General features: G+C 36.7%; 30 protein-coding genes. 26 read left to right on the top strand and 4 right to left on the bottom strand.

Annotated features, from left to right (window positions below; translation table 11 throughout):
- Positions 1 to 83: 83 nt before the first annotated feature.
- The 4 genes from RM520_RS12260 to RM520_RS12245 form a co-directional block, all read right to left on the bottom strand.
- Positions 84 to 1,022, bottom strand: a complete 939-nt coding sequence (locus tag RM520_RS12260) for a hypothetical protein (RefSeq protein WP_311385967.1) — start codon at positions 1,020 to 1,022, stop codon at positions 84 to 86.
- 89 nt (positions 1,023 to 1,111) lie between these two features.
- Positions 1,112 to 2,065 (bottom strand): hypothetical protein, encoded by a 954-nt coding sequence (locus tag RM520_RS12255; protein ID WP_311385966.1) that lies wholly within the window; start codon positions 2,063 to 2,065, stop codon positions 1,112 to 1,114.
- A 9-nt stretch (positions 2,066 to 2,074) separates the two neighbouring features.
- On the bottom strand, positions 2,075 to 3,796 hold the full coding sequence (locus tag RM520_RS12250) for a SusD/RagB family nutrient-binding outer membrane lipoprotein (RefSeq protein ID WP_311385965.1): 1,722 nt from the start codon (positions 3,794 to 3,796) through the stop codon (positions 2,075 to 2,077).
- A gap of 22 nt (positions 3,797 to 3,818) precedes the next feature.
- Positions 3,819 to 7,061, bottom strand: a complete 3,243-nt coding sequence (locus tag RM520_RS12245) for a SusC/RagA family TonB-linked outer membrane protein (protein WP_311385964.1) — start codon at positions 7,059 to 7,061, stop codon at positions 3,819 to 3,821.
- Between the two features lie 904 nt (positions 7,062 to 7,965).
- Between RM520_RS12245 and rpsL the strand changes: the two genes are divergently transcribed.
- From rpsL to infA, 26 genes are all read left to right on the top strand, one after another.
- Positions 7,966 to 8,340, top strand: a complete 375-nt coding sequence (rpsL, locus tag RM520_RS12240; RefSeq protein ID WP_031445118.1) for a 30S ribosomal protein S12 — start codon at positions 7,966 to 7,968, stop codon at positions 8,338 to 8,340.
- Positions 8,341 to 8,362: 22 nt separating this feature from the next.
- Positions 8,363 to 8,839, top strand: coding sequence for a 30S ribosomal protein S7 (gene rpsG, locus RM520_RS12235; RefSeq protein WP_311385963.1), 477 nt, complete (start codon positions 8,363 to 8,365; stop codon positions 8,837 to 8,839).
- 8 nt (positions 8,840 to 8,847) lie between these two features.
- A complete protein-coding gene (gene fusA, locus RM520_RS12230) occupies positions 8,848 to 10,980 on the top strand; it encodes an elongation factor G (protein ID WP_311388195.1) in 2,133 nt (710 codons plus the stop codon).
- Between the two features lie 10 nt (positions 10,981 to 10,990).
- Entirely contained in the window at positions 10,991 to 11,296 is a 306-nt protein-coding gene (rpsJ, locus tag RM520_RS12225; protein ID WP_007094989.1) for a 30S ribosomal protein S10, read from the top strand.
- Positions 11,297 to 11,448: 152 nt separating this feature from the next.
- Complete coding sequence (gene rplC, locus RM520_RS12220; protein ID WP_311388194.1) at positions 11,449 to 12,066, top strand: 50S ribosomal protein L3; 618 nt, start codon at positions 11,449 to 11,451, stop codon at positions 12,064 to 12,066.
- Between the two features lie 4 nt (positions 12,067 to 12,070).
- A complete protein-coding gene (gene rplD, locus RM520_RS12215; RefSeq protein WP_311388193.1) occupies positions 12,071 to 12,700 on the top strand; it encodes a 50S ribosomal protein L4 in 630 nt (209 codons plus the stop codon).
- Positions 12,701 to 12,707: 7 nt separating this feature from the next.
- Entirely contained in the window at positions 12,708 to 12,998 is a 291-nt protein-coding gene (gene rplW / locus RM520_RS12210) for a 50S ribosomal protein L23 (protein WP_311388192.1), read from the top strand.
- Positions 12,999 to 13,007: 9 nt separating this feature from the next.
- The gene (gene rplB / locus RM520_RS12205) at positions 13,008 to 13,832 is read left to right on the top strand and encodes a 50S ribosomal protein L2 (RefSeq protein WP_311388191.1); all 825 of its coding nucleotides are present in this window, start codon (positions 13,008 to 13,010) and stop codon (positions 13,830 to 13,832) included.
- A 12-nt stretch (positions 13,833 to 13,844) separates the two neighbouring features.
- Positions 13,845 to 14,123: a 30S ribosomal protein S19 gene (rpsS, locus tag RM520_RS12200; protein ID WP_311385957.1), complete on the top strand. Its 279-nt coding sequence runs from the start codon at positions 13,845 to 13,847 to the stop codon at positions 14,121 to 14,123.
- A 3-nt stretch (positions 14,124 to 14,126) separates the two neighbouring features.
- Positions 14,127 to 14,540, top strand: coding sequence for a 50S ribosomal protein L22 (gene rplV / locus RM520_RS12195; RefSeq protein WP_311385956.1), 414 nt, complete (start codon positions 14,127 to 14,129; stop codon positions 14,538 to 14,540).
- A 1-nt stretch (position 14,541) separates the two neighbouring features.
- The gene (rpsC, locus tag RM520_RS12190) at positions 14,542 to 15,258 is read left to right on the top strand and encodes a 30S ribosomal protein S3 (RefSeq protein WP_311385955.1); all 717 of its coding nucleotides are present in this window, start codon (positions 14,542 to 14,544) and stop codon (positions 15,256 to 15,258) included.
- Positions 15,259 to 15,279: 21 nt separating this feature from the next.
- On the top strand, positions 15,280 to 15,702 hold the full coding sequence (gene rplP, locus RM520_RS12185) for a 50S ribosomal protein L16 (RefSeq protein WP_311388190.1): 423 nt from the start codon (positions 15,280 to 15,282) through the stop codon (positions 15,700 to 15,702).
- A gap of 13 nt (positions 15,703 to 15,715) precedes the next feature.
- Entirely contained in the window at positions 15,716 to 15,907 is a 192-nt protein-coding gene (gene rpmC / locus RM520_RS12180; RefSeq protein ID WP_311385953.1) for a 50S ribosomal protein L29, read from the top strand.
- Between the two features lie 13 nt (positions 15,908 to 15,920).
- Positions 15,921 to 16,187 carry a 30S ribosomal protein S17 gene (rpsQ, locus tag RM520_RS12175; protein ID WP_311385952.1) on the top strand — a complete coding sequence of 89 codons (267 nt, stop codon included), beginning with the start codon at positions 15,921 to 15,923 and terminating at the stop codon, positions 16,185 to 16,187.
- 2 nt (positions 16,188 to 16,189) lie between these two features.
- A complete protein-coding gene (gene rplN, locus RM520_RS12170) occupies positions 16,190 to 16,558 on the top strand; it encodes a 50S ribosomal protein L14 (RefSeq protein ID WP_311385951.1) in 369 nt (122 codons plus the stop codon).
- Between the two features lie 12 nt (positions 16,559 to 16,570).
- A complete protein-coding gene (rplX, locus tag RM520_RS12165; RefSeq protein ID WP_311388189.1) occupies positions 16,571 to 16,882 on the top strand; it encodes a 50S ribosomal protein L24 in 312 nt (103 codons plus the stop codon).
- Positions 16,883 to 16,884: 2 nt separating this feature from the next.
- Complete coding sequence (gene rplE / locus RM520_RS12160) at positions 16,885 to 17,436, top strand: 50S ribosomal protein L5 (RefSeq protein ID WP_311385949.1); 552 nt, start codon at positions 16,885 to 16,887, stop codon at positions 17,434 to 17,436.
- Position 17,437: 1 nt separating this feature from the next.
- Positions 17,438 to 17,707: a 30S ribosomal protein S14 gene (gene rpsN, locus RM520_RS12155; protein WP_185783410.1), complete on the top strand. Its 270-nt coding sequence runs from the start codon at positions 17,438 to 17,440 to the stop codon at positions 17,705 to 17,707.
- A gap of 22 nt (positions 17,708 to 17,729) precedes the next feature.
- Complete coding sequence (rpsH, locus tag RM520_RS12150; protein WP_311385948.1) at positions 17,730 to 18,128, top strand: 30S ribosomal protein S8; 399 nt, start codon at positions 17,730 to 17,732, stop codon at positions 18,126 to 18,128.
- A gap of 26 nt (positions 18,129 to 18,154) precedes the next feature.
- Positions 18,155 to 18,697 carry a 50S ribosomal protein L6 gene (rplF, locus tag RM520_RS12145; RefSeq protein WP_311385947.1) on the top strand — a complete coding sequence of 181 codons (543 nt, stop codon included), beginning with the start codon at positions 18,155 to 18,157 and terminating at the stop codon, positions 18,695 to 18,697.
- A 12-nt stretch (positions 18,698 to 18,709) separates the two neighbouring features.
- Positions 18,710 to 19,063 carry a 50S ribosomal protein L18 gene (gene rplR / locus RM520_RS12140; RefSeq protein WP_311385946.1) on the top strand — a complete coding sequence of 118 codons (354 nt, stop codon included), beginning with the start codon at positions 18,710 to 18,712 and terminating at the stop codon, positions 19,061 to 19,063.
- Positions 19,064 to 19,068: 5 nt separating this feature from the next.
- Positions 19,069 to 19,593 (top strand): 30S ribosomal protein S5, encoded by a 525-nt coding sequence (rpsE, locus tag RM520_RS12135; protein WP_311385945.1) that lies wholly within the window; start codon positions 19,069 to 19,071, stop codon positions 19,591 to 19,593.
- Between the two features lie 6 nt (positions 19,594 to 19,599).
- Positions 19,600 to 19,779: a 50S ribosomal protein L30 gene (gene rpmD, locus RM520_RS12130; RefSeq protein WP_311352222.1), complete on the top strand. Its 180-nt coding sequence runs from the start codon at positions 19,600 to 19,602 to the stop codon at positions 19,777 to 19,779.
- Between the two features lie 13 nt (positions 19,780 to 19,792).
- Positions 19,793 to 20,245 (top strand): 50S ribosomal protein L15, encoded by a 453-nt coding sequence (rplO, locus tag RM520_RS12125; RefSeq protein WP_311385944.1) that lies wholly within the window; start codon positions 19,793 to 19,795, stop codon positions 20,243 to 20,245.
- Positions 20,246 to 20,257: 12 nt separating this feature from the next.
- On the top strand, positions 20,258 to 21,601 hold the full coding sequence (secY, locus tag RM520_RS12120) for a preprotein translocase subunit SecY (protein ID WP_311385943.1): 1,344 nt from the start codon (positions 20,258 to 20,260) through the stop codon (positions 21,599 to 21,601).
- A gap of 3 nt (positions 21,602 to 21,604) precedes the next feature.
- Positions 21,605 to 21,820, top strand: a complete 216-nt coding sequence (gene infA / locus RM520_RS12115) for a translation initiation factor IF-1 (protein ID WP_008613577.1) — start codon at positions 21,605 to 21,607, stop codon at positions 21,818 to 21,820.
- Position 21,821: the final 1 nt, after the last annotated feature.

The raw sequence follows: 21,821 nt of genomic DNA, 5'->3' as shown, positions 1-21,821 counted from the left end.
AGGCTTAAGATGTATTAAGAATATAGTTAAAATAAAAAACCACCTCAAAGAGGTGGTTTTAAAAACTAAAACTGTTTTATGTTTTATTCTTCTACACAGAAATCAATTGCAAGGTCAGTTGCAGCTGTTCCAGAAGAAACAGTAGCTACCGTATTGCCACCTGGTGAAAGTATTTCTGCAGACATTTCGCCCCAAAAATCACCATTCCAACGGAATACCGCTGGTCCTGTTAAGCCATCAGGCACAGTAAAAGTAGCAGTACCTGCACTATCCCCGTCAGTACAATCAAAAGCTTCTGCTTCATATGGTGTACATAGTCCGATTTCAAATACGGTACCATCACTTAAGGTGATAGTTAGGCCAGGTCCACCACCATCGGCAGTAGTTGGTTGCCATCCGTCACCATAAGAATCTTCCATGTTAACTGTCCATACTCCAGGAATTGGAGCTGAAGGAGCACAAACTAAAGTTGATGCATATTCAAAAGGAGAGCTAAAATAAGATCCGGTTATGGTACCAGAGTTATCAGCAGCAGAATAAACTGCGCCATCTGTTCTTACAATTTCAAATCTAATAGTGAAATTATCTCCACCAGCGATTTCTCCTCCTGATAAACCTAAAACGGATTGCATTTCAGTACCAGTAACGCTATAAGAAAATCTTGGTAAACCAAATTCGCCAATAGTGCCATCAGCTAAAGTAAATGACTGTGCTAATACTTCGTCTGAACCAATTGTGGAATTACCAAGTTCAGAAGTATTATCACTATATCCAATATAAACGTCAAGAGAGGATAATAAATTACCGTCTTCTTGATCTTGTACTTCAACTACGGCAGTAAAACCACCACCAGTCAATGTACCAGTAGGCGCATCGTATTGGATTTCGTTTTCAGTAACTTCTATAGTTCTAAGTGTAGAACCTCTAGTTTCAGCTTCAACTATTTGATCAAATACCTTGTCGCTATCTGAACAAGAAATTATAGTAATTGATAAAACTATAAGTGATATTATTTTTTTCATAAAAAATATTTTTCAAAAATTAAAAATATTAATACCCCATCTAATGGTTTAAAGTAACTCCCCAAAATGAATTGGGGAGTCTATATCATTTAAACCTTTGTCAATGTAAAGGAAACAGTAACTGGTCCGCCACAAGTACCCTGCGTATCTTCATCAAAAGTAATGTTAATAACAGAATCGTCAGCAGCGTCATAAGTTAATGTCGCATCAGCATTAGGGCTGTAAATCAAAGGAACACCAGCAGTACATTCTAAAGCTTGATCTTGTTCTGGAATAACTATTTCATCACAAATTAAATCAAACAAGAACGTTCTGTTAAATCCACCAAATTGAGGGTAGTTTACAGTTGCAATTGATCTAGCAGTACCACCAGTAGCTGTAATTTCAACTGGTCCCTCTGTAAATGCTCCACCACTAAATACTCCTGGGTTCGCCATTGTCAAGTCATAAGTTCCAGTGAAAGCACCTTCTGGTATAGGACAAATAACTGTTGGAGTATACAAGAATGGTGAGTTAAAATAAGAACCTGTAATAGTTCCAGAATTATCACCATTTGAATATCTACGACCATCAGAAAGAACCAATTCAAAACGAACTGGAAATTGATCACCACCTGTGATATCAGTTTCATTTCTTCCCACAATTGATAACAATTCAGGTAGTGTAATGGCATAACTGAATCTAGGTAGTCCAAATTCACCTATGGTAAAGGTTGAACTGCTTATAGTTTCAACTAAAGTTTCAGCAACATCAGTTCCAGGTCCAACAGCATCTGTGTTGTCTGAAAATCCAACATATACTTCAACTTCAGAAACTAAAGTTCCTTCTTCTTGATCTTGAATTTCTAATTCAACTGAAAAACTGCCGTCTGAAACACCAATTGGTAATTCATTAGAAACTAAGTTTACAGTTCTTAATATAGCACCACGAGTTTCGTTCGCTATAATTTGGTCAAATACTTGGTCACCATCTTCACAGCCGGTTGAAAAAACAACCGCTGCCAAGGCACCAAATCCTAGAAAATATTTAAAATACTTTTTCATTACTATTTTCTAGTTAGCAGGTGGGAACGTTGGACTCGCTGGATTGGTATCCCAGAATACTTGAGTCGTCAAATCACTTCTCTGCGTTAAGTTTGGATTATTTAACACCTCATTTTGTGGTATTAAATATGTTCTTGGGAATGGTCCTGGATCTGGCTCCCAGTTAGGGAATACAGTTGTAGGAAATCCTGTTTTACGATAATAATTGAACCCTTCAAACTCTCCACCATATAAAGTTGTAAAGTATTGCTCAGCAAATATGTTCTCTTTATCATCTCCTGTAGCTGCATTAAAATCTGCAACAATACCATCGATATATGCTGTTACTTCGGCAGCAGTTGGTTCAAAAGATAAATCAGCAGAACCGTCTACAGCACCATAAGTCTGAACTTTAGCGATAGACTTTTCAAGACCAGCTTGCATCGCAGTTGCTTTCTCAGCATCTGTAGCTGCCATTTCACCAATCCAGAAATCAACATAAGAAGAAAGGATGATCGGCTCAATACCAGCTCCACCACCACCTTGTCCAAGACCAACACCTGGAGCTACTAGAACACCTGTAATTGGATCGGTTTCATTAAATTGACTATCGTCAAAACGACCAGCAGCAGGATATACACCTGGAGCCGCTTTTAAGAATCCATCTGGTGGGCCACCTTCATCGTTACCATGACTTCTACCCCAATAACCATTATCTACACTACAATAAACAAAACCAGCGTAATGTGGAGGTGGCGTGAATAATGAACAAGAAATTGTTTCTTCATTTGGAGGAACAGCGTTACCGTCTACATCGATAGCACCTGGAACTCCATTAGCCTGTCTGTAAAAATAGTAACGAATTCTTGGGTCATCGTTTTGTAACATTAAATCCATCAAGTAATTAGATCTATATGGACCAACACCTGTATTTGTATAACCTGCTTCAAAATCAGGATGTCTATCACTTGGCTGTAATTCACTAACACCATATTGAAACTGCAAATCTTCGTCGGCAGAAGCGATATAATTACCTCCAGCAACAATTGCGTCAAAAGCAGCTTTATTATTAGTGTTTTTATATGATCTTAAACGAATTGAGTTAATTGCTTTAATCCAATTGTCTGTATCACCACCATAGAACATGTCAATTGCTCCTTGCGCAGATGGACCTGAAGACAATAAAGCTTCAGCCTCATCCAATAATCCAAAAGCAGCACTGTAAACTTCTTGTCCGCTGTCCAAAATTGGTGCTGGAAACTCTGCAGGGTTACCAGCTTGAGAGAAAGCAGCTCCTCCAATAACATCCACTAATTGAAATAAACTGTGGGCATACATTAGTTTACCTAATGCAATATGAAAAGAGTAGTCAACATCACTTGAAGCGTCTATAGCCTCTAGTGTTTGTAAGTTGGTTAAAATACCAACACTTACTCCAGTACCTGGGATATTAAAACTTGAACTATAAGTTCTCGCCCAAGGTGCATTTAAGGTATTACCTGGTAGACCATTAAAATAATTTCTACCTCCAAAATATTGGATTCGAGTTAAACCTGCTGTATTGTCAGAAAAATCATCCTGATTTGATACATATGCCAACTGAATGGCATTCAGTAGTAAATTAGGATCTGATTGCTCAGGTGACAAGTCGTTTGGACTTACAGTTAAGTCCAAATCTGTCGTTTCACAACCAGTAGTCAAAAGACCAACTGTTGCGAAAATTAATGTGAATTTTTTAAATATTTTCTTCATGATATCTTATTAACAATTTTTATTAAAATGAAGCTCTAACAGTAAATCCATATCTTCTTGCACTTGGACCGTTCAAGAAATCAAATCCTCCACCGTTACCAATACCAACACCTTGAACGTTTGGATCAAAATTTGCACCATCAGGAGTGTTATAAGCATCATACCAAAGGTTGAAACCTTGTAATGTAAAGGTTAAGGCACCAAATGGTGTTTTATCTAAGAACTTAGAAGGTACGCTGTACGCCAAAGAAACTTCTTGTAAACGTACAACAGAGGCATCATAAATTCTGGTCTCTGTTGGACCAAATAACAAGTTGCTAAAGAAGTACGTAGAGTTGTTAATTTGAATATTATTAACACTTCCATCTTCTCTTACACCTGGTAAAACATAAGTACCTAAACGATCTTCTGTTTCAACACTTAAACCTCTACCTAACAAAGTTGCAATTGTACTAGACAGAACATCACCACCTTTAGTGTGGTTAATTTGGAAATTTAAATTCCAGTTTTTGTAACTAATGCTATTTATAAAGTTCATTTGATAATCAGCAATATAATCACCAATTATTGGAACATTACCATCTGCATCTTGTTCAGCCACATTATAAGAGCCTGCACTGTTTACAACAAAATTACCTGCGTCGTCTCTTTGAATCTGAGTACCTACAATAGTACCTAAAGACTCACCTTTGATTGCTGCGTTTGAACCTCTAAATAGTCCACCACCTTCTGCTAAAGAACCAGCGTAGAAAATTGCGTCTTGATCTAACTCAGTTACAATAACATCGTTAGTAAAGAAATTAACTTTAGAATTCCAATTGAAGTTCTCTCCTCTAAAGATGTCAACACCAATTTCAGCTTCCCAACCTTTATTTTCAATCTCACCAATATTACTTTGCGTCAATGTGAAACCAGTAGAAGGAGCTAAGGGTTCTGATACAATTAAATCATTAGTAGTTTTAATGAAATACGTTGCATCTAATGAAATTCTGTTTTTCCAGAATTTAGATTCAATACCTAATTCTATTTCTTCTAAAAGTTCCGGTTTCAAATCAGGATTTGCTTTAAATCCAGACACCTGATTTGTAGTAATTGAAGTTCCACTTAGGCCATCATTAAACACTTGAGTGTCTTGCGAAGTAACACCAACTGTAGGATAAGCTGCAGTTGTGTCAAAGTTAGCAGATGTACCATAACTAGCTCTTAATTTTAAAAAGTTAAGACCATTCTCAGACTTTAACTCAGGAAAAGCATTCGTTGGTAAGAAAGATAAACTAGCACCAGGATAGGTGATATTATTATTTTCACTTTGGAAGTTAGATACCCAGTCTTTACGAGCACTTATATTAAGGAATAAGAAGTCGTCATAATCTAAAGTAGCTTGACCTAAAAGACCAACAATATTTCTCTTTCTAGAGAACTGAATAGGAGTTTGGTTTTCGAAGTTAAAATGTCTTTTAACTCCAAATACTAATTGCCCTGTACTTCCAACACCACTACGGTCATAGAAATCTGAACGAGCCGTTGCACCAGCAGTAAATGATAAACCTAATTTTTCAGAGATGTCATAGTTACCATTAATGGATGCAAAGTGATCCCAAATAGTATTGTTATTATCGTAAGTCTGTAAGAATCCAAATACAGCCTCATTAAAACGAACACCACCTTTATTAGAGCTGTTAATATTACGCTCGTTGTAGAAATCTAAACCAGATCTCCAAGTTGCACTTAAATTATCATTGATTTCATAAGTTGCAGATAAATTCCAAAAAGATCGATTTGTAATTTGTCTATACTGAACGTTTTGAGCAGTCCATCGTGGGTTGATGATACTGTTATTCTGTCTGTAATATACACTACTACCATCAATTGGGTTTTCAAAAGGAAGCCCCATTAAATCCACACTTAAAGGAGTAAAGAATACGTTACCATAAATTGATAAACCATCCGTACCATTACCTCTACTTGATGCAATAGGAGGAGTTTTAACATCTGATCTAGCATAGTTCATTGTACCTCTAATAGTAAATTTATTAGACAATTTAGCTACACCACCTATAGACATGTTAAATCTGTTAAATTCATTCCCAGGAGTAAATCCTTCATCGTCATAATAACCTACGTTAGCATTAAATGCAGTGTTACCATCTTCAGAAGAACCTGAAACATTTACGTTAGTATTAATAGTAGCACCCGGTTGAAAAAAGTTTGCAACTGAAGCATATGGTCTCCACTCATATCTTGCACCAGCGAATTCTGGGAAAGCTTGAGGAATACCAGTAGCTGAAGAAGCAGTTGAGTATGGGTGTGCTAATGTACCAGCATCATCAATAGCTGATTGAGCTCCCCATCCTGCAGTTCCACCTCTATCAAAGCTAGGACCCCAGTTACTAAAGAACCAACCAAAAGCTTGGTCAAATCCATTTCCATATTGTTGTTGGTAATCAGGTAATGAAGCAATCTCATTCGAGAAGAATGATTGACTCACTGTAATTTCAGTTTTCTTAGGCCCAGTACTAGCAGAACCAGATTTAGTAGTTACTAAAATTACCCCGTTACGACCTTGCGTACCATAAAGAGTAGCAGCAGAAAGACCTTTAAGTACTTCAATGCTCTCAATATTGTTTGGGTCTAAATCCAAGAATCTTGAACTCCCGGTGTTACCACCAATAAAACTTCCTTGTTGGTTAGTGTCATTACTAAAAGGTACACCGTCAACAATAAATAATGCTTGGTTACTACCACTAAAAGAACTTAAACCTCTAATAACAACATTGGTTGCAGAACCAGCAGCACCACCAGCTGAAGTAATTTGTACCCCAGCAGCTTTACCTGCTAATACTCTAGCAACGTCACCTTCAGCTCTGTCTTGTAGTTGTTCAGTACCTACAGAACTAACAGCATAACCTAGGGCTTTCTTCTCTCTTTTAATACCCTGGGCAGTTACTACTACCTCTTCAAGTGCTTGTGCATCTTCTTCCATTTGCACATTCATTGTAGTACCAGCACCAACAGTTCTTCTAACATCTCTTTGTCCAATATACGTAAACAACAGGCTTTGACCTGCGCTTGCAGTAATTGAATAATTTCCATCAAAATCTGTTTGGGTACCATTGGAAGTACCTTCTACGACAATGTTAACCCCAGGTAAAGGCAGACCGTCAGAGTCTGTTACTACACCCGAAATCGTCTTGTCTTGTGCAAACGATAAGTGCACAACAAACGCCAATAACAGCGTTAAGATTCCATTTAGTTTTGTTCTCATTTTTAAATTATTTGAATTAGCTAAGCGCTAAAATCATAATTTCAAGTTAATAAACCAAATGAATATTAATAAAACTTTAAGAATTGTGATAAAATTTGTGATAAGTAAAATTCGATTCTATTAATTTAATTATACTCAATTTATGTTGTGATATTTTCATATTTCCTTAATCCTAAACAAAACTGTTAAACCTTAAATCGTGATATTGATTCTAGTTTCTTGTTAAAATTTGATTGTTGTTTAAGTCGTGGTTATTTGAAATTGAACAATAGTAAAGAGTAATCTTCATCTAAGTAATTATAGTAATATTTTATATGCATCAATTTGTTCTGGTTAAAGAATTTAAAAAACTAAAAAATTTGATTTTTCTTTTGGTTACTGATTGATTTTGCAAATCAACTTTTTACTTTAAATAAAGTATCAGTCTACTTGTGTTTTGAATAGTCTTTAAACTTAAAATTAGTTCAATGGATTGTTGTTTTGAATACTAAAACTTTTCTTCCTTATATATTAAGGTATAATGAAATAAATTTAAACTATGTTGATTTAGTTAGATATTGAATGAATTTGAAGCGAGATGTTTTTAGGTAAGCATAAATTGAAAAAATAAATTTTGGTAGTCATGAATGTTTCTTTGTTTAGGTATGTTGCTTTTTGGGGATAATAGAATCCATGGTAATGAGCTACACTAAGATTTGAAACAAAAATGTATACAAAACATCGTTTTGGTGATAGGTATATAAAACTTGAGTAAATATCAACTATAAGTTAAGTTATTCGTAATCTGCAAAGTAATTCTCAAACTATTTTGAAAATAACTGCAAAGTGATTTGAATTATTCTGAAATATCACTACATTTGCAGCCCCAAAAAATGGGGTTTTTGATTTTATAACAAAGATATTAATGCCAACAATTTCACAATTAGTAAGAAAAGGAAGGGTCACAATTACCAAGAAGAGTAAATCGGCCGCTTTGGATTCTTGTCCGCAAAGAAGGGGAGTTTGTACGCGTGTTTACACTACTACACCTAAAAAGCCTAATTCAGCAATGCGTAAAGTTGCTAGGGTAAGGTTAACAAATGGTAAAGAAGTAAATGCTTACATCCCTGGAGAAGGACATAATCTCCAAGAGCACTCGATAGTATTGGTAAGAGGTGGAAGGGTAAAAGATTTGCCAGGAGTTAGATACCATATTGTTCGTGGAGCACTTGACACCGCTGGTGTTGCAGGTAGAACACAACGTAGGTCTAAATACGGTGCAAAACGCCCTAAAAAGTAATCAAAACTTTTAGTTAGAAGAGATGAGAAAAAGACAGGCAAAGAAAAGACCATTGTTACCAGACCCAAAATTTGGAGATCAATTGGTGACTCGTTTTGTAAACATGATGATGTGGGATGGAAAAAAATCCACAGCATTCAAAGTATTTTATGATGCAATTGATATTGTTGAAGAGAAAAATACTGACGAAGAAAAAACAGCTTTAGAACTTTGGAAAGATGCATTATCAAATGTAATGCCGCACGTTGAAGTAAGAAGTAGAAGAGTGGGTGGAGCAACATTTCAAATTCCAATGCAAATTCGTCCGGATAGAAAAATTTCAACCGCAATGAAATGGTTGATTCTTTATGCAAGAAAAAGAAATGAAAAATCTATGGCGCAAAAATTAGCGGCAGAGGTTTTAGCTGCTGCAAAAGAAGAAGGCGCTGCCGTCAAGAAAAGAGTTGATACTCATAAAATGGCTGAAGCAAACAAAGCATTTTCCCACTTTAGATTTTAGACACCGAAATGGCAAGAGATTTAAAATTCACTAGGAATATAGGTATTGCAGCACATATTGATGCTGGAAAGACAACAACAACAGAAAGAATATTATTCTATACTGGCGTTAGTCATAAGATAGGAGAGGTGCACGATGGTGCAGCAACTATGGACTGGATGGAGCAAGAGCAAGAACGTGGTATTACCATCACATCTGCCGCTACAACTTGTACTTGGAACTTTCCAACAGAAAATGGTAAGCCAACAGCGGATGCTAAAGGTTATCATTTTAACATAATTGATACTCCTGGACACGTTGATTTTACTGTAGAGGTTAATCGTTCACTTCGTGTCTTAGATGGTTTGGTATTCTTATTTAGCGCAGTTGACGGTGTTGAGCCTCAATCTGAAACTAACTGGAGACTAGCAGATAATTACAAAGTACCTAGAATAGGTTTTGTAAATAAAATGGATCGCCAAGGATCAAATTTCTTGATGGTTTGTAAGCAAGTTAAAACAATGCTTGGTTCTAATGCAGTGCCGATTGTTTTACCGATTGGTGAGGAAGCTGATTTTAAGGGTATAGTTGATTTGGCTAAGAATAGAGCAATTGTATGGCATGAAGAAGGTTTCGGGTCTACATTTGATGTTATTGATATTCCAGAGGAAATGAAGGCTGAAGTTAAAGAGTACCGAGGTGCTCTAATTGAAGCTGTTGCGGAGTATGATGAAAAGCTTTTAGAAAAATTCTTCGAAGATGAAGATTCTATAACAGAGGAAGAGGTTCACGCTGCATTAAGAGCTGCCGTGATGGATAGAGCAATCATACCGATGATTTGTGGTTCGTCATTTAAAAATAAGGGGGTTCAATTTTTATTGGATGCCGTTTGTAGATATTTACCTTCACCTTTAGATAAAGATGATATCGTAGGTACGGATCCAGATACTGGTGCTGAATTAACTAGAAAGCCAGATGCAAAAGAACCTTTTTCAGCTTTAGCTTTTAAGATTGCTACTGATCCTTTCGTAGGTCGTTTGGCATTTTTTAGAGCTTATTCTGGACGTTTAGATGCTGGTTCGTATATACTGAACAACCGTTCTGGCAAGAAAGAGCGTATCTCTCGTATTTACCAAATGCACTCTAATAAGCAAAACGCTATCGATTTTATTGAAGCTGGAGATATTGGAGCTGCTGTAGGATTTAAGGATATTAAAACTGGAGACACTATGTCATCAGAGAAGCATCCTATTGTTTTAGAAAGTATGGACTTTCCTGATCCAGTTATTGGTATTGCGGTGGAGCCAAAAACTAAGGCCGATGTTGAAAAATTAGGTATGGCTTTAGCTAAGTTGGCTGAGGAAGACCCTACTTTTCAAGTTAAGACTGATGAAGCTTCAGGTCAAACAATAATTTCTGGTATGGGTGAGCTTCACTTAGATATTATTGTTGATCGTTTAAGACGTGAATTTAAAGTAGAGGTAAATCAAGGTGAACCTCAAGTAGAATATAAAGAAGCGCTTACTAAACTAGCCGCTCACAGAGAAACCTATAAAAAGCAATCTGGTGGTCGTGGTAAGTTTGGAGATATTGTGTTTGAAATGAGTCCTGCGGATGAAGATTTCGAAGGAACTGGTCTTCAATTTGTTGATGAAATTAAGGGAGGACGTATTCCAAAAGAATTTATTCCTTCAGTTGAGAAAGGCTTTGCTGCGGCAATGTTAAATGGACCGTTAGCTGGATTCGAGATGGATACTATGAAAGTGGTATTAAAAGATGGGTCTTTCCACCCTGTGGATTCAGATGCTCTTTCTTTTGAATTAGCTGCTAAAATGGGTTATAAAGCTGCTGGTAAAGCGGCCGGAGCTGTTATAATGGAGCCAATCATGAAGATTGAAGTACTAACTCCAGAAGAAAACATGGGTGATATTGTAGGAGATTTGAACCGTAGAAGGGGAACGATTTCTGATATGAGTGATAGAGCAGGTTCCAAAGTAGTAAAAGGAACAGTTCCGTTATCTCAAATGTTTGGATATGTAACGTCATTAAGGACATTGTCATCTGGTAGAGCGACATCTACTATGGAATTTTCGCATTATGCTGAAACTCCATCAAACATTTCTGAAGAAGTTATAAAAGCAGCTAAAGGTGTAACCGCTTAATTTGTAGAAAATGAGTCAAAAAATTAGAATAAAACTAAAGTCTTACGATCACAATTTGGTGGATAAATCTGCTGAAAAAATTGTTAAGACGGTAAAGACAACTGGCGCTGTAGTAACAGGTCCAATTCCATTACCAACCCATAAGAAAATTTTCACTGTTTTGCGTTCACCGCACGTGAACAAGAAATCAAGAGAGCAATTCCAATTAAGTTCTTACAAAAGACTTTTGGATATTTACAGTTCTTCTTCTAAAACAATTGATGCTTTAATGAAATTAGAGTTGCCAAGTGGTGTAGAAGTGGAAATAAAAGTGTAAGTTTGCAGGCCCTTAGAAAAAAGGGTTACATGTCCTGAGCTGCGTGCGAGGGAAAAACGGAGAAAGAAAAATATGGGTCAGCCAGTTTTCTTGACCCTTTTTTAATGTCATTAAGTTGACAAATGAGTAAAGTAAATTATTAAATAATAAATATGTCTGGGTTAATAGGAAAGAAAATCGGCATGACCAGCATCTATGATGAAAATGGGAAGAACATTCCATGTACTGTCATTCAAGCTGGACCATGTGTGATTACCCAAGTCAGAACCGAAGAGGTAGACGGGTATAGTGCCCTTCAACTCGGTTTCGATGACAAGGCAGAAAAACGTGCAAACAAGGCGGAGTTAGGTCATGTTAAAAAGGCAGGTGCTTCTCCAAAGAAGAAAGTCGTTGAATTCCGTGATTTTGAAGGTGATTTTAAATTAGGTGATACCGTAGGTGTTGACCTTTTTAAAGAAGGAGAATTTGTTGATGTAGTGGGAACCTCAAAAGGTAAAGGTTTTCAAGGTGTTGTTAAAAGACATGGCTTTGCTGGTGTTGGTCAAGCGACACACGGTCAGCATAATAGATTAAGAGCGCCTGGTTCAATTGGTGCGGCCTCATATCCTGCAAGAGTATTTAAGGGTATGAAGATGGCTGGTAGAATGGGTAGTGATAGAGTTACCGTTCAGAACTTGAAGGTATTAAAGGTTGTTGCTGAAAAGAACATTATTGTTGTTAAAGGAGCTATACCTGGTCATAAAAATGCTTACGTAACCATTGAAAAGTAAGGTAATGAAAGTAGCAGTTTTAGATATTAAAGGAAAAGATACAGGTAGAAAGGTAGAACTTTCTAAAGAAGTATTCGGAATAGAGCCAAACGAGCACGCTATTTATTTGGATGTTAAACAATATTTAGCACATCAAAGACAAGGTACTCACAAGGCTAAGGAAAGAGCAGAAATCGCTGGTAGTACCAGAAAGATTAAAAAGCAAAAAGGTACTGGTACAGCTAGAGCTGGTAGTATCAAGTCACCAATTTTTAGAGGCGGTGGTAGAATTTTTGGTCCAAGACCAAAAGATTATACCCAAAAGCTCAACAAAAACGTAAAGCGTTTGGCACGTAAATCGGCGCTAAGTTTGAAGTCTAGTGATAAAGCTCTATTGGTTGTTGAAGACTTTAATTTTGAAGCACCAAAAACTAAAGATTTTGCAAATGTTTTAAAGTCTTTAGGAGTTGATGGTAAAAAATCTTTAATCGTCTTGGGTGACTCAAATAATAACGTATATTTGTCGTCGCGAAATTTGAAAGGTTCAGAAGTTGTAAAAAACTCAGAACTAAGCACTTACAAAATTTTAAACGCAAAAAGTTTAGTCTTGTTAGAGAGTGCTATTGAAGGAATTGAATCTAACCTAAGTAAATAAGTACAAGATGAGTGTGTTGATAAAGCCAATCATTACGGAAAAAATGACAGCTGATAGCGAGCTTTTTAATCGTTACGGTTTCTATGTTAACCCAAAGGCTAACAAGCTGCAGATTAAGGAAGCAGTTGAGGCAACTTATGGTGTAACAGTAGAAAAGGTTAGAACTATGAATTACGGTCCAGAACGTCGTACGCGATACACTAAGACCGGTATTCAACATGGAAAAACGAATAGTCGTAAAAAGGCAATCGTTGATGTAACGGAAGGAGATATCATTGATTTTTACAGTAATATATAAAGACTAGTAATGTCAGTTAGAAAATTAAAACCAATAACCCCTGGGCAGCGTTTTAGAGTAGTAAATGGATTTGACGCCATCACTACTGATAAGCCGGAGAAAAGTTTACTTGCTCCGTTAAAAAAATCAGGTGGTAGAAACAGTCAAGGAAAAATGACCGTAAGCCATAGAGGTGGTGGTCATAAAAGAAGATATCGTGTCATCGATTTCAAGAGAGAAAAGCAAGGGGTAACTGCTGAAGTTAAATCGATTCAGTATGATCCTAACAGAACAGCTTTTATTGCTTTGTTGGAATATAAGGATGGTGAGAAGAGATATATCATTGCTCAGAATGGGTTGCAAGTTGGTCAGCACGTAATTGCTGGCGAAAAGGCTGCTCCTGAGATTGGAAATGCTTTGTTTTTAAGTGATATTCCTTTAGGTACAATCATATCATGCATTGAGTTGCGTCCTGGTCAAGGTGCTGTAATGGCGCGTAGTGCAGGTACATTCGCTCAGTTGATGGCAAAGGACGGAAAATTTGTAACCATAAAAATGCCATCTGGTGAAACTAGATTGATATTGTCTAATTGTTTGGCAACAATCGGGGCTGTTTCTAATTCAGATCATCAATTGTTAGTTTCCGGTAAGGCTGGTAGAAGTAGATGGTTGGGTAGAAGACCAAGAACGCGACCTGTAGTTATGAATCCTGTGGATCATCCAATGGGTGGTGGTGAAGGAAAATCTTCCGGTGGACATCCAAGATCTAAAAATGGTATCCCGGCTAAAGGGTTTAGAACTCGTTCTAAAACCAAAGACAGTAATAGATATATCATAGAACGTAGAAAGAAATAAAAGAAAAAGCACATGGCACGTTCATTAAAAAAAGGACCTTACATTCATCATAGTTTAGAGAAAAAAGTTCAAGTTAATATTGAGTCAGGAAAGAAAACTGTCATCAAAACTTGGTCTAGAGCATCTATGATTTCGCCTGACTTTGTTGGGCAGACAATTGCAGTACATAACGGAAGACAATTTGTACCTGTTTATGTTACTGAAAACATGGTAGGTCATAAATTAGGAGAATTTTCACCAACGCGTTCTTTTAGAGGACATGCTGGTGCAAAAAATAAAGGTAAAAAGTAAGCTATGGGAGTTCGTAAAAAACAGATGGCTGAAAGAATCAAGGCAGAAAAAAAGGAGATGGCTTTTGCTAAACTTAATAACTGCCCAACTTCGCCTCGAAAAATGCGATTAGTTGCTGATTTGGTTAGAGGTAAAAATGTTGAGATGGCTTTAGCTATTTTAAGATTTAATCCAAAAGAGGCATCAAGAAAGTTGGAAAAATTACTTCTTTCTGCAATCGCTAATTGGGAAGCAAAAAACGAAGAAGCAAGTATAGAGGATGCTGATTTGTTTGTAAAAGAAATTCGTGTTGATAGCGGAACAATGTTGAAACGCTTGAGACCGGCACCACAAGGACGTGCACATAGAATTAGAAAACGTTCAAATCATGTAACAATGGTTTTGGGTGCTAACAATAATATAGAAGCTAAAGCATAATATGGGACAAAAAACCAATCCGATAGGAAATCGCTTAGGAATTATCAGAGGATGGGAATCTAACTGGTATGGTGGAAACGATTACGGAGATAAATTAGCAGAGGACGATAAAATTAGAAAGTATGTGCACGCGCGTTTGGCAAAGGCAAGTGTTTCTAGAGTTATCATCGAAAGAACATTGAAGCTTATTACTATTACTATTACTACGGCTAGACCTGGTATTATTATTGGAAAAGGTGGTCAAGAGGTTGATAAATTAAAAGAAGAGTTGAAAAAAATCACCAATAAGGAGGTTCAAATCAACATTCATGAAATCAAAAGACCAGAGGTTGATGCTCAGTTAGTTGCTGCTAGTGTAGCAAGACAGATAGAGAGTAGAATTTCATACCGAAGAGCTATAAAAATGGCTATTGCAGCAGCGATGCGTATGAATGCAGAGGGTATTAAAATACAGATTTCAGGTCGATTGAATGGTGCGGAAATGGCGCGTTCGGAATCATACAAAGATGGTAGAATTCCACTTTCAACCTTTAGAGCAGATATTGATTATGCACTAGTAGAAGCTCATACCACTTATGGTAGATTAGGTATTAAGGTTTGGATAATGAAGGGTGAGGTCTATGGTAAAAGAGAATTATCTCCTTTAGTTGGTTTATCAACTGGTAATAAAGGTGGTAAAAATGATGGTGGAAAAAGACAACAACGTCGAAGAAAATAATTAAGGTAAAGAAAAGGTATAATGTTACAGCCTAAAAGAACAAAATTCCGAAAAGCCCAGAAAGGGCGTATGAAAGGGCTTTCTCAAAGAGGTCATCAACTTTCAAATGGAATGTTTGGTATTAAGTCTTTAGACTCGCACTTCATTACGTCTCGTCAAATTGAAGCCGCACGTATTGCTGCGACAAGATATATGAAAAGGCAGGGTCAGTTATGGATAAAGATTTTCCCGGACAAGCCTATCACTAAAAAACCTTTAGAGGTAAGAATGGGTAAAGGTAAAGGAGCTCCAGAGTATTGGGTAGCAGTTGTGAAACCAGGTCGAATTATGTTCGAAGTAGCTGGTGTTCCACATGATATTGCTAAAGAAGCTTTGCGTTTAGCTGCTCAAAAGTTACCTGTAAAAACAAAATTTATCGTCGCAAGAGATTACGACGCGGCTTAAAAACTGATTACAGATGAAACAAGCAGAGATAAAAGAATTATCGGTTGAAGAGCTTCAGCAAAAACTAGTTGAAACTAAAAAGGAACATGCAGATTTAAAGGTGGCGCATTCAGTTACACCGCTTGAAAATCCATTGCAGATAAGAAAGACCAGAAGAACGGTGGCGAGATTGGCGACAGAGTTAACTAAAAGGGAATTACAATAACGGGTTCGGCCTTATGGAAGAAACAACAACAAGAAATTTAAGAAAAGAAAGGATTGGCGTAGTAACCAGTAACAAAATGGAGAAATCTATTGTAGTGGCTGAAGTGAAGCGTGTTAAGCATCCGATGTACGGTAAGTTCGTTTTGAAGACAAAGAAGTATGTTGCTCATGATGAAAAGAATGATTGCAACGAAGGTGATACCGTAAAGATAATGGAGACTCGACCACTAAGTAAAACTAAGTGTTGGAGATTAGTTGAAATCCTTGAAAGAGCTAAATAATTATGTTACAACAAGAATCTAGATTAAAGGTTGCGGATAATACAGGTGCTAAAGAGGTGCTTACTATTCGTGTGCTTGGAGGAACAAAAAGAAGATATGCTTCTGTTGGTGATAAGATTGTAGTTACTGTAAAAGAAGCTACGCCAAATGGAGGAGTAAAAAAAGGTTCAGTATCTACTGCTGTGGTTGTAAGAACAAAAAAAGAGGTAAGACGTCCTGATGGATCTTACATCCGTTTTGATGACAACGCATGTGTTTTGCTAAACCCAACTGGTGAAATGAGAGGTACAAGAGTTTTCGGACCGGTCGCCAGAGAATTGCGTGACAAGCAATTTATGAAGATTGTATCATTGGCCCCAGAGGTATTGTAATTGTACGAGAAGATGACAAAGTTAAAAATTAAAACAGGAGATACAGTTGTTATAACTGCCGGTGACCATAAAGGTACTGAAGGTAAAGTAATGCGTGTTGATGCTGAAAAGAATAAGGCTATCGTTGAAGGAGCAAATATGGTTTCTAAACATGAGAAGCCGAGTGCTAAAAACCCGCAGGGTGGTATTGTTAAAAAAGAGGCTCCAATTCATATATCTAATCTTTCTTTAGTTGATTCAAAAGGAGAGTCAACAAGAGTAGGTTATGAAATTAGAGAAGGAAAAAAAGTAAGAGTTTCTAAAAAATCTGGAGAAATAATCTAGTTATGAGTTACATTCCAAGATTAAAGCAAGAATATAAGGAACGTGTTGTAAAAGCACTTTCTGAAGAATTTGGATATAAAAATGTCATGCAAGTACCAAAGCTGCAAAAAATTGTAGTAAGCCGAGGGGTAGGTGCTGCAGTTGCTGACAAAAAACTTATCGACCATGCTGTTGATGAACTGACTATGATTACTGGTCAAAAGGCAGTATCAACAATGTCTAGAAAAGATGTTGCGGCATTTAAATTAAGAAAAGGAATGCCAATTGGTGCTAAGGTAACTCTGCGTGGTGAAAGAATGTATGAGTTTTTGGATCGTCTAATAACTAGTGCTTTACCTCGTGTTCGAGATTTTCAAGGTATTAAAGCAACTGGTTTTGATGGAAGAGGGAATTATAGTCTTGGGGTAACTGAGCAAATAATTTTTCCAGAAATTAACATCGATAAGATTAATAGAATCAACGGTATGGATATCACTTTTGTGACTTCTGCCGAAACTGATAAAGAAGCAAAATCGTTATTAACCGAACTGGGAGTTCCCTTTAAAAAGAATTAATATGGCCAAGGAATCAATGAAAGCCCGAGAAAGAAAAAGGGCAAAAACCGTAGCCAAATATGCTGAAAAGCGCAAAGCTTTAAAGGAAGCTGGCGATTACGAAGCTTTACAGAAATTACCAAAAAATGCATCTCCGGTGCGTATGCGTAACCGGTGTAAACTTACGGGTAGACCTCGTGGTTACATGAGAACTTTTGGTATTTCAAGGGTAACTTTTAGAGAGATGGCTAACCAAGGTTTAATACCGGGAGTCAAAAAAGCTAGTTGGTAAACAGAATTAAAGAGTAGTAGAAATGCTTACAGATCCAATATCAGATTATTTAACAAGAATTCGTAATGCTAGTAGAGCAGGTCATAGGGTGGTTGACATTCCTGGATCAAACTTGAAGAAGGAAATGACGAAGATTCTTTTTGACCAAGGTTATATTTTAAGCTACAAGTTTGAAGATGATTCTGTACAAGGGAATATTAAGATAGCCTTGAAATATGACAAGTTCACTAAAGAGCCAGTAATTAAAAAATTACAACGTGTTAGTAAACCAGGTCTTAGAAAGTATACAGGTTCTGAAACCTTACCTAGGGTTTTGAATGGTTTAGGCGTTGCCATTGTTTCAACTTCTCATGGAGTTATGACAAGTAAACAAGCCAAACAAGAGAATGTAGGTGGCGAGGTTTTATGTTACGTTTATTAGAGTCCAATTAAGAAAAGTTTAGATAAATGTCTAGAATAGGTAATAATCCAGTCGCAGTTCCAGAAGGAGTAACGATAGAAGTTAATGATAACCTAGTTACTGTTAAGGGAAAACATGGTGAGCTTACGCAGGAATTTTCCGGTGTTCAAGTAGCTATGGAAGATGGAAGTTTAATGGTAAAGAGACCTTCTGATTCAAAAGAGCATAAGGCAAAACATGGTCTTTATAGATCTTTGTTTTTAAACATGGTCGAAGGTGTGTCTAAAGGATGGACTAAGGAATTAGAATTGGTTGGTGTAGGTTATAGAGCAAGTAATCAAGGACAGAAGCTTGATTTGGCTCTAGGCTTTTCTCATAACATTGTTATAGATATTGCTCCTGAAGTAAAAATTGAAACAATATCTGAGAAAGGAAAAAATCCTATTGTAAAACTTACTTCTCATGACAAGCAATTGGTTGGTCAGGTAGCTGCTAAAATTAGAGCTTTCCGTAAGCCAGAACCATACAAAGGAAAAGGAATCAGGTTTGTTGGAGAACAAATTAGAAGAAAAGCAGGTAAATCAGCTTAATAAGATAGTATTATGATATTGTCAAAATCAGATAGAAAGCTTCGAATTAGAAGGAGAATAAGAAAAGTTTCTTTCGGAACAGCAACTAAACCAAGGTTGTCTGTATTTCGTAGCAACAAGGAAATATATGCTCAGTTGATAGATGATAATAGTGGAAACACATTAGCATCAGCATCTTCAAGGGATAAAAGTGTAGATGCCAAAGGGACTAAAACTGAAATTGCAAACGCTGTAGGTAAAGCAATTGCGGAAAAAGCTAAAAGTGCCGGTATTGAAACAGTTTCTTTTGATAGAGGAGGCAACTTATATCACGGTAGAGTAAAATCGTTGGCAGAAGGTGCCAGAGAAGCGGGACTTAAATTCTAAATCATATGTACCAGAATTATAAAAATGTAGAAATCGTTAAACCAGGTGGTTTAGATTTAAAAGATCGCTTAGTTGGCGTCCAAAGAGTAACCAAAGTAACTAAGGGTGGTAGAGCTTTTGGTTTCTCAGCTATAGTAGTTGTAGGTGACGAAAATGGAGTAGTTGGTCATGGTTTAGGTAAATCAAAGGAAGTTGCTACTGCAATTGCAAAAGCAATTGAAGATGCAAAGAAAAATTTAGTAAGAATACCTTTGAACAAAGCCACTTTACCACATGAACAAAAAGGTAAGTTCGGTGGCGCTAGAGTTTTTATTAAACCAGCCTCACAAGGTACAGGAGTTATTGCAGGTGGAGCAGTGCGTGCAGTGTTAGAAGCAGTTGGAGTACATGACGTACTTTCAAAATCACAGGGTTCTTCTAATCCGCATAATGTTGTAAAAGCAACCTTTGATGCTTTATTACAATTGAGAGATGCTGGTACAGTTGCCAAACAAAGAGGCATTAGTTTAGAAAAAGTATTTAAAGGATAAAGAATAATGGCGAAGATTAAAGTAAAACAATTGAAAAGTGCCATTAAGAGACCTCAGAATCAAAAGAGGACTCTTGAAGCTTTGGGACTAAAGAAAATTGGTCAAGTAGTTGAGCATGAAACTACGCCAAATATTCTTGGAATGATAAAGAAAGTTGAACACTTGGTTTCCACGGAGGAAGCTTAAAGAAATTATAGAAATGGATTTAAGTAATTTAAAACCAGCAGAAGGAGCAGTAAATCGCGATGGAAAACGCCTTGGAAGAGGACAGGGTTCTGGTAAAGGTGGTACTGCAGCAAGAGGACATAAGGGAGCTAAGTCAAGATCCGGTTACTCTAAGAAAATTGGGTTTGAAGGTGGTCAAATGCCTTTACAAAGACGTGTTCCAAAGTTTGGTTTCAAAAATATCAATCGTAAGGAATATCAAGGGGTTAACTTGGATAAGTTACAGAACTTGGTTGATAAAAAAGTAGTAAAAGGAGAAATTACTTTTGATACTTTAGTGGAGAACAGATTGGTAAGACAAAACGAATTGGTTAAGATTTTAGGTGGTGGCGAATTAAAAGCCAAGCTTAAGGTTTCAGCACATAAATTTACTGCAACTGCGAAGTCAGCGATTGAAGCGGCTGGAGGCGAAGCAATAAGTTTATAACAAGAGTATATTATGAAGAAATTTATTGATACCGTATCCAATATTTGGAAAATTGAAGAACTGAGACAGCGTATTTTAATAACGCTTGTTCTATTGTTGGTTTATCGTTTTGGTGCCCAAGTAGTTCTTCCAGGTATTGATACAACGCAATTAGCTAATTTATCAGCTAATGCCGGAGATGGAATTTTAGGAATATTAAATGCTTTTACTGGAGGTGCGTTTGCAAATGCTTCCGTTTTTGCTTTGGGTATTATGCCTTACATCTCTGCATCGATAGTCGTACAGTTAATGAGTATTGCAATACCTTATCTTCAAAAATTAGATAAAGAAGGAGAAAGCGGTAGAAAAACTAAAAACCAGATAACACGTTGGTTAACAATAGCTATTTGTATTGTTCAAGCTCCGGCCTATTTATATGGTTTAGGTGCTTTGGGCGTTCCTGACAGTGCTTTTGTCCTCGGTAAAGGCTTGAATTTTATTGTGCCAGCTGTAATTATTTTAGTAACCGGTTGTGTTTTTGCAATGTGGTTGGGTGAAAAAATTACGGATAAAGGTATTGGTAATGGTATTTCGTTATTAATTATGATTGGTATCATAGCGACTATGCCGCAATCATTTGTTCAAGAGTTTATTTCAAGAACTACAAATAATACAGGAGGTTTAATGTTTATCTTGATTGAGGTAATCATCTGGTTCTTGGTTATTTTAGCTAGTGTACTTTTAGTTATGGCAACAAGACAGATTCCTGTTCAATATGCAAGAAGAACAGCTTCTGGTGGGTATGAAAAAAATGTTATGGGCTCAAGACAGTACATTCCATTAAAATTAAACGCCTCAGGAGTTATGCCAATTATCTTTGCCCAGGCAATCATGTTTGCACCTAGTTTGATAGGTAGAACTTTTAATGATACTGCGATAGGCCAATGGATGGAAGTTCAATTTGCTGATATATTCGGTTTGGCTTATAATATTTTGTTTGCGGTATTGATTATCATATTCACATATTTTTATACGGCGATTACGGTTCCAACCAATAAAATGGCTGATGATTTAAAAAGAAGTGGTGGATTTATTCCAGGTATTAGACCTGGTAAAGAAACAGGTGATTATTTGGATAAAATCATGTCATTGATAACATTTCCGGGGTCAGTATTTTTAGCATTATTAGCTGTACTGCCTGCGATTGTAGTAAAACTGATGGATGTTCAGGCAGGTTGGGCATTGTTTTATGGAGGTACATCACTACTGATTATGGTAGGTGTTGCAATAGATACGGTTCAACAAGTGAACTCATATTTACTGAATAGACATTATGACGGGTTAATGAAATCCGGTAAAAATAGAAAAGTAGCATAATTTATGGCAAAGCAGCCAGCAATAGAACAAGATGGATCAATTATCGAAGCATTGTCAAATGCAATGTTTCGTGTTGAATTAGAAAACGGTCACGTGGTAACTGCCCATATTTCAGGAAAGATGCGTATGCATTACATAAAGCTTCTCCCTGGTGATAAGGTAAAACTTGAAATGAGTCCGTACGATTTGACTAAAGCAAGAATTACATATAGATACTAAG

The organism is Croceitalea vernalis (assembly GCF_031846405.1).
GTDB lineage: Bacteria > Bacteroidota > Bacteroidia > Flavobacteriales > Flavobacteriaceae > Croceitalea > Croceitalea vernalis.
The sequence above is the reverse complement of the archived record's forward strand: the minus strand, read 5'-3'. Positions and strand labels throughout refer to the sequence as shown.

Bases quoted from the DNA above. Each gene is read 5' to 3' on its own strand.
- RM520_RS12260 (WP_311385967.1), bottom strand. From the start codon at position 1,022: ATGAAAAAAATAATATCACTTATAGTTTTATCAATTACTATAATTTCT.
- RM520_RS12255 (WP_311385966.1), bottom strand. From the start codon at position 2,065: ATGAAAAAGTATTTTAAATATTTTCTAGGATTTGGTGCCTTGGCAGCG.
- RM520_RS12250 (WP_311385965.1), bottom strand. From the start codon at position 3,796: ATGAAGAAAATATTTAAAAAATTCACATTAATTTTCGCAACAGTTGGT.
- RM520_RS12245 (WP_311385964.1), bottom strand. From the start codon at position 7,061: ATGAGAACAAAACTAAATGGAATCTTAACGCTGTTATTGGCGTTTGTT.
- rpsL (WP_031445118.1), top strand. From the start codon at position 7,966: ATGCCAACAATTTCACAATTAGTAAGAAAAGGAAGGGTCACAATTACC.
- rpsG (WP_311385963.1), top strand. From the start codon at position 8,363: ATGAGAAAAAGACAGGCAAAGAAAAGACCATTGTTACCAGACCCAAAA.
- fusA (WP_311388195.1), top strand. From the start codon at position 8,848: ATGGCAAGAGATTTAAAATTCACTAGGAATATAGGTATTGCAGCACAT.
- rpsJ (WP_007094989.1), top strand. From the start codon at position 10,991: ATGAGTCAAAAAATTAGAATAAAACTAAAGTCTTACGATCACAATTTG.
- rplC (WP_311388194.1), top strand. From the start codon at position 11,449: ATGTCTGGGTTAATAGGAAAGAAAATCGGCATGACCAGCATCTATGAT.
- rplD (WP_311388193.1), top strand. From the start codon at position 12,071: ATGAAAGTAGCAGTTTTAGATATTAAAGGAAAAGATACAGGTAGAAAG.
- rplW (WP_311388192.1), top strand. From the start codon at position 12,708: ATGAGTGTGTTGATAAAGCCAATCATTACGGAAAAAATGACAGCTGAT.
- rplB (WP_311388191.1), top strand. From the start codon at position 13,008: ATGTCAGTTAGAAAATTAAAACCAATAACCCCTGGGCAGCGTTTTAGA.
- rpsS (WP_311385957.1), top strand. From the start codon at position 13,845: ATGGCACGTTCATTAAAAAAAGGACCTTACATTCATCATAGTTTAGAG.
- rplV (WP_311385956.1), top strand. From the start codon at position 14,127: ATGGGAGTTCGTAAAAAACAGATGGCTGAAAGAATCAAGGCAGAAAAA.
- rpsC (WP_311385955.1), top strand. From the start codon at position 14,542: ATGGGACAAAAAACCAATCCGATAGGAAATCGCTTAGGAATTATCAGA.
- rplP (WP_311388190.1), top strand. From the start codon at position 15,280: ATGTTACAGCCTAAAAGAACAAAATTCCGAAAAGCCCAGAAAGGGCGT.
- rpmC (WP_311385953.1), top strand. From the start codon at position 15,716: ATGAAACAAGCAGAGATAAAAGAATTATCGGTTGAAGAGCTTCAGCAA.
- rpsQ (WP_311385952.1), top strand. From the start codon at position 15,921: ATGGAAGAAACAACAACAAGAAATTTAAGAAAAGAAAGGATTGGCGTA.
- rplN (WP_311385951.1), top strand. From the start codon at position 16,190: ATGTTACAACAAGAATCTAGATTAAAGGTTGCGGATAATACAGGTGCT.
- rplX (WP_311388189.1), top strand. From the start codon at position 16,571: ATGACAAAGTTAAAAATTAAAACAGGAGATACAGTTGTTATAACTGCC.
- rplE (WP_311385949.1), top strand. From the start codon at position 16,885: ATGAGTTACATTCCAAGATTAAAGCAAGAATATAAGGAACGTGTTGTA.
- rpsN (WP_185783410.1), top strand. From the start codon at position 17,438: ATGGCCAAGGAATCAATGAAAGCCCGAGAAAGAAAAAGGGCAAAAACC.
- rpsH (WP_311385948.1), top strand. From the start codon at position 17,730: ATGCTTACAGATCCAATATCAGATTATTTAACAAGAATTCGTAATGCT.
- rplF (WP_311385947.1), top strand. From the start codon at position 18,155: ATGTCTAGAATAGGTAATAATCCAGTCGCAGTTCCAGAAGGAGTAACG.
- rplR (WP_311385946.1), top strand. From the start codon at position 18,710: ATGATATTGTCAAAATCAGATAGAAAGCTTCGAATTAGAAGGAGAATA.
- rpsE (WP_311385945.1), top strand. From the start codon at position 19,069: ATGTACCAGAATTATAAAAATGTAGAAATCGTTAAACCAGGTGGTTTA.
- rpmD (WP_311352222.1), top strand. From the start codon at position 19,600: ATGGCGAAGATTAAAGTAAAACAATTGAAAAGTGCCATTAAGAGACCT.
- rplO (WP_311385944.1), top strand. From the start codon at position 19,793: ATGGATTTAAGTAATTTAAAACCAGCAGAAGGAGCAGTAAATCGCGAT.
- secY (WP_311385943.1), top strand. From the start codon at position 20,258: ATGAAGAAATTTATTGATACCGTATCCAATATTTGGAAAATTGAAGAA.
- infA (WP_008613577.1), top strand. From the start codon at position 21,605: ATGGCAAAGCAGCCAGCAATAGAACAAGATGGATCAATTATCGAAGCA.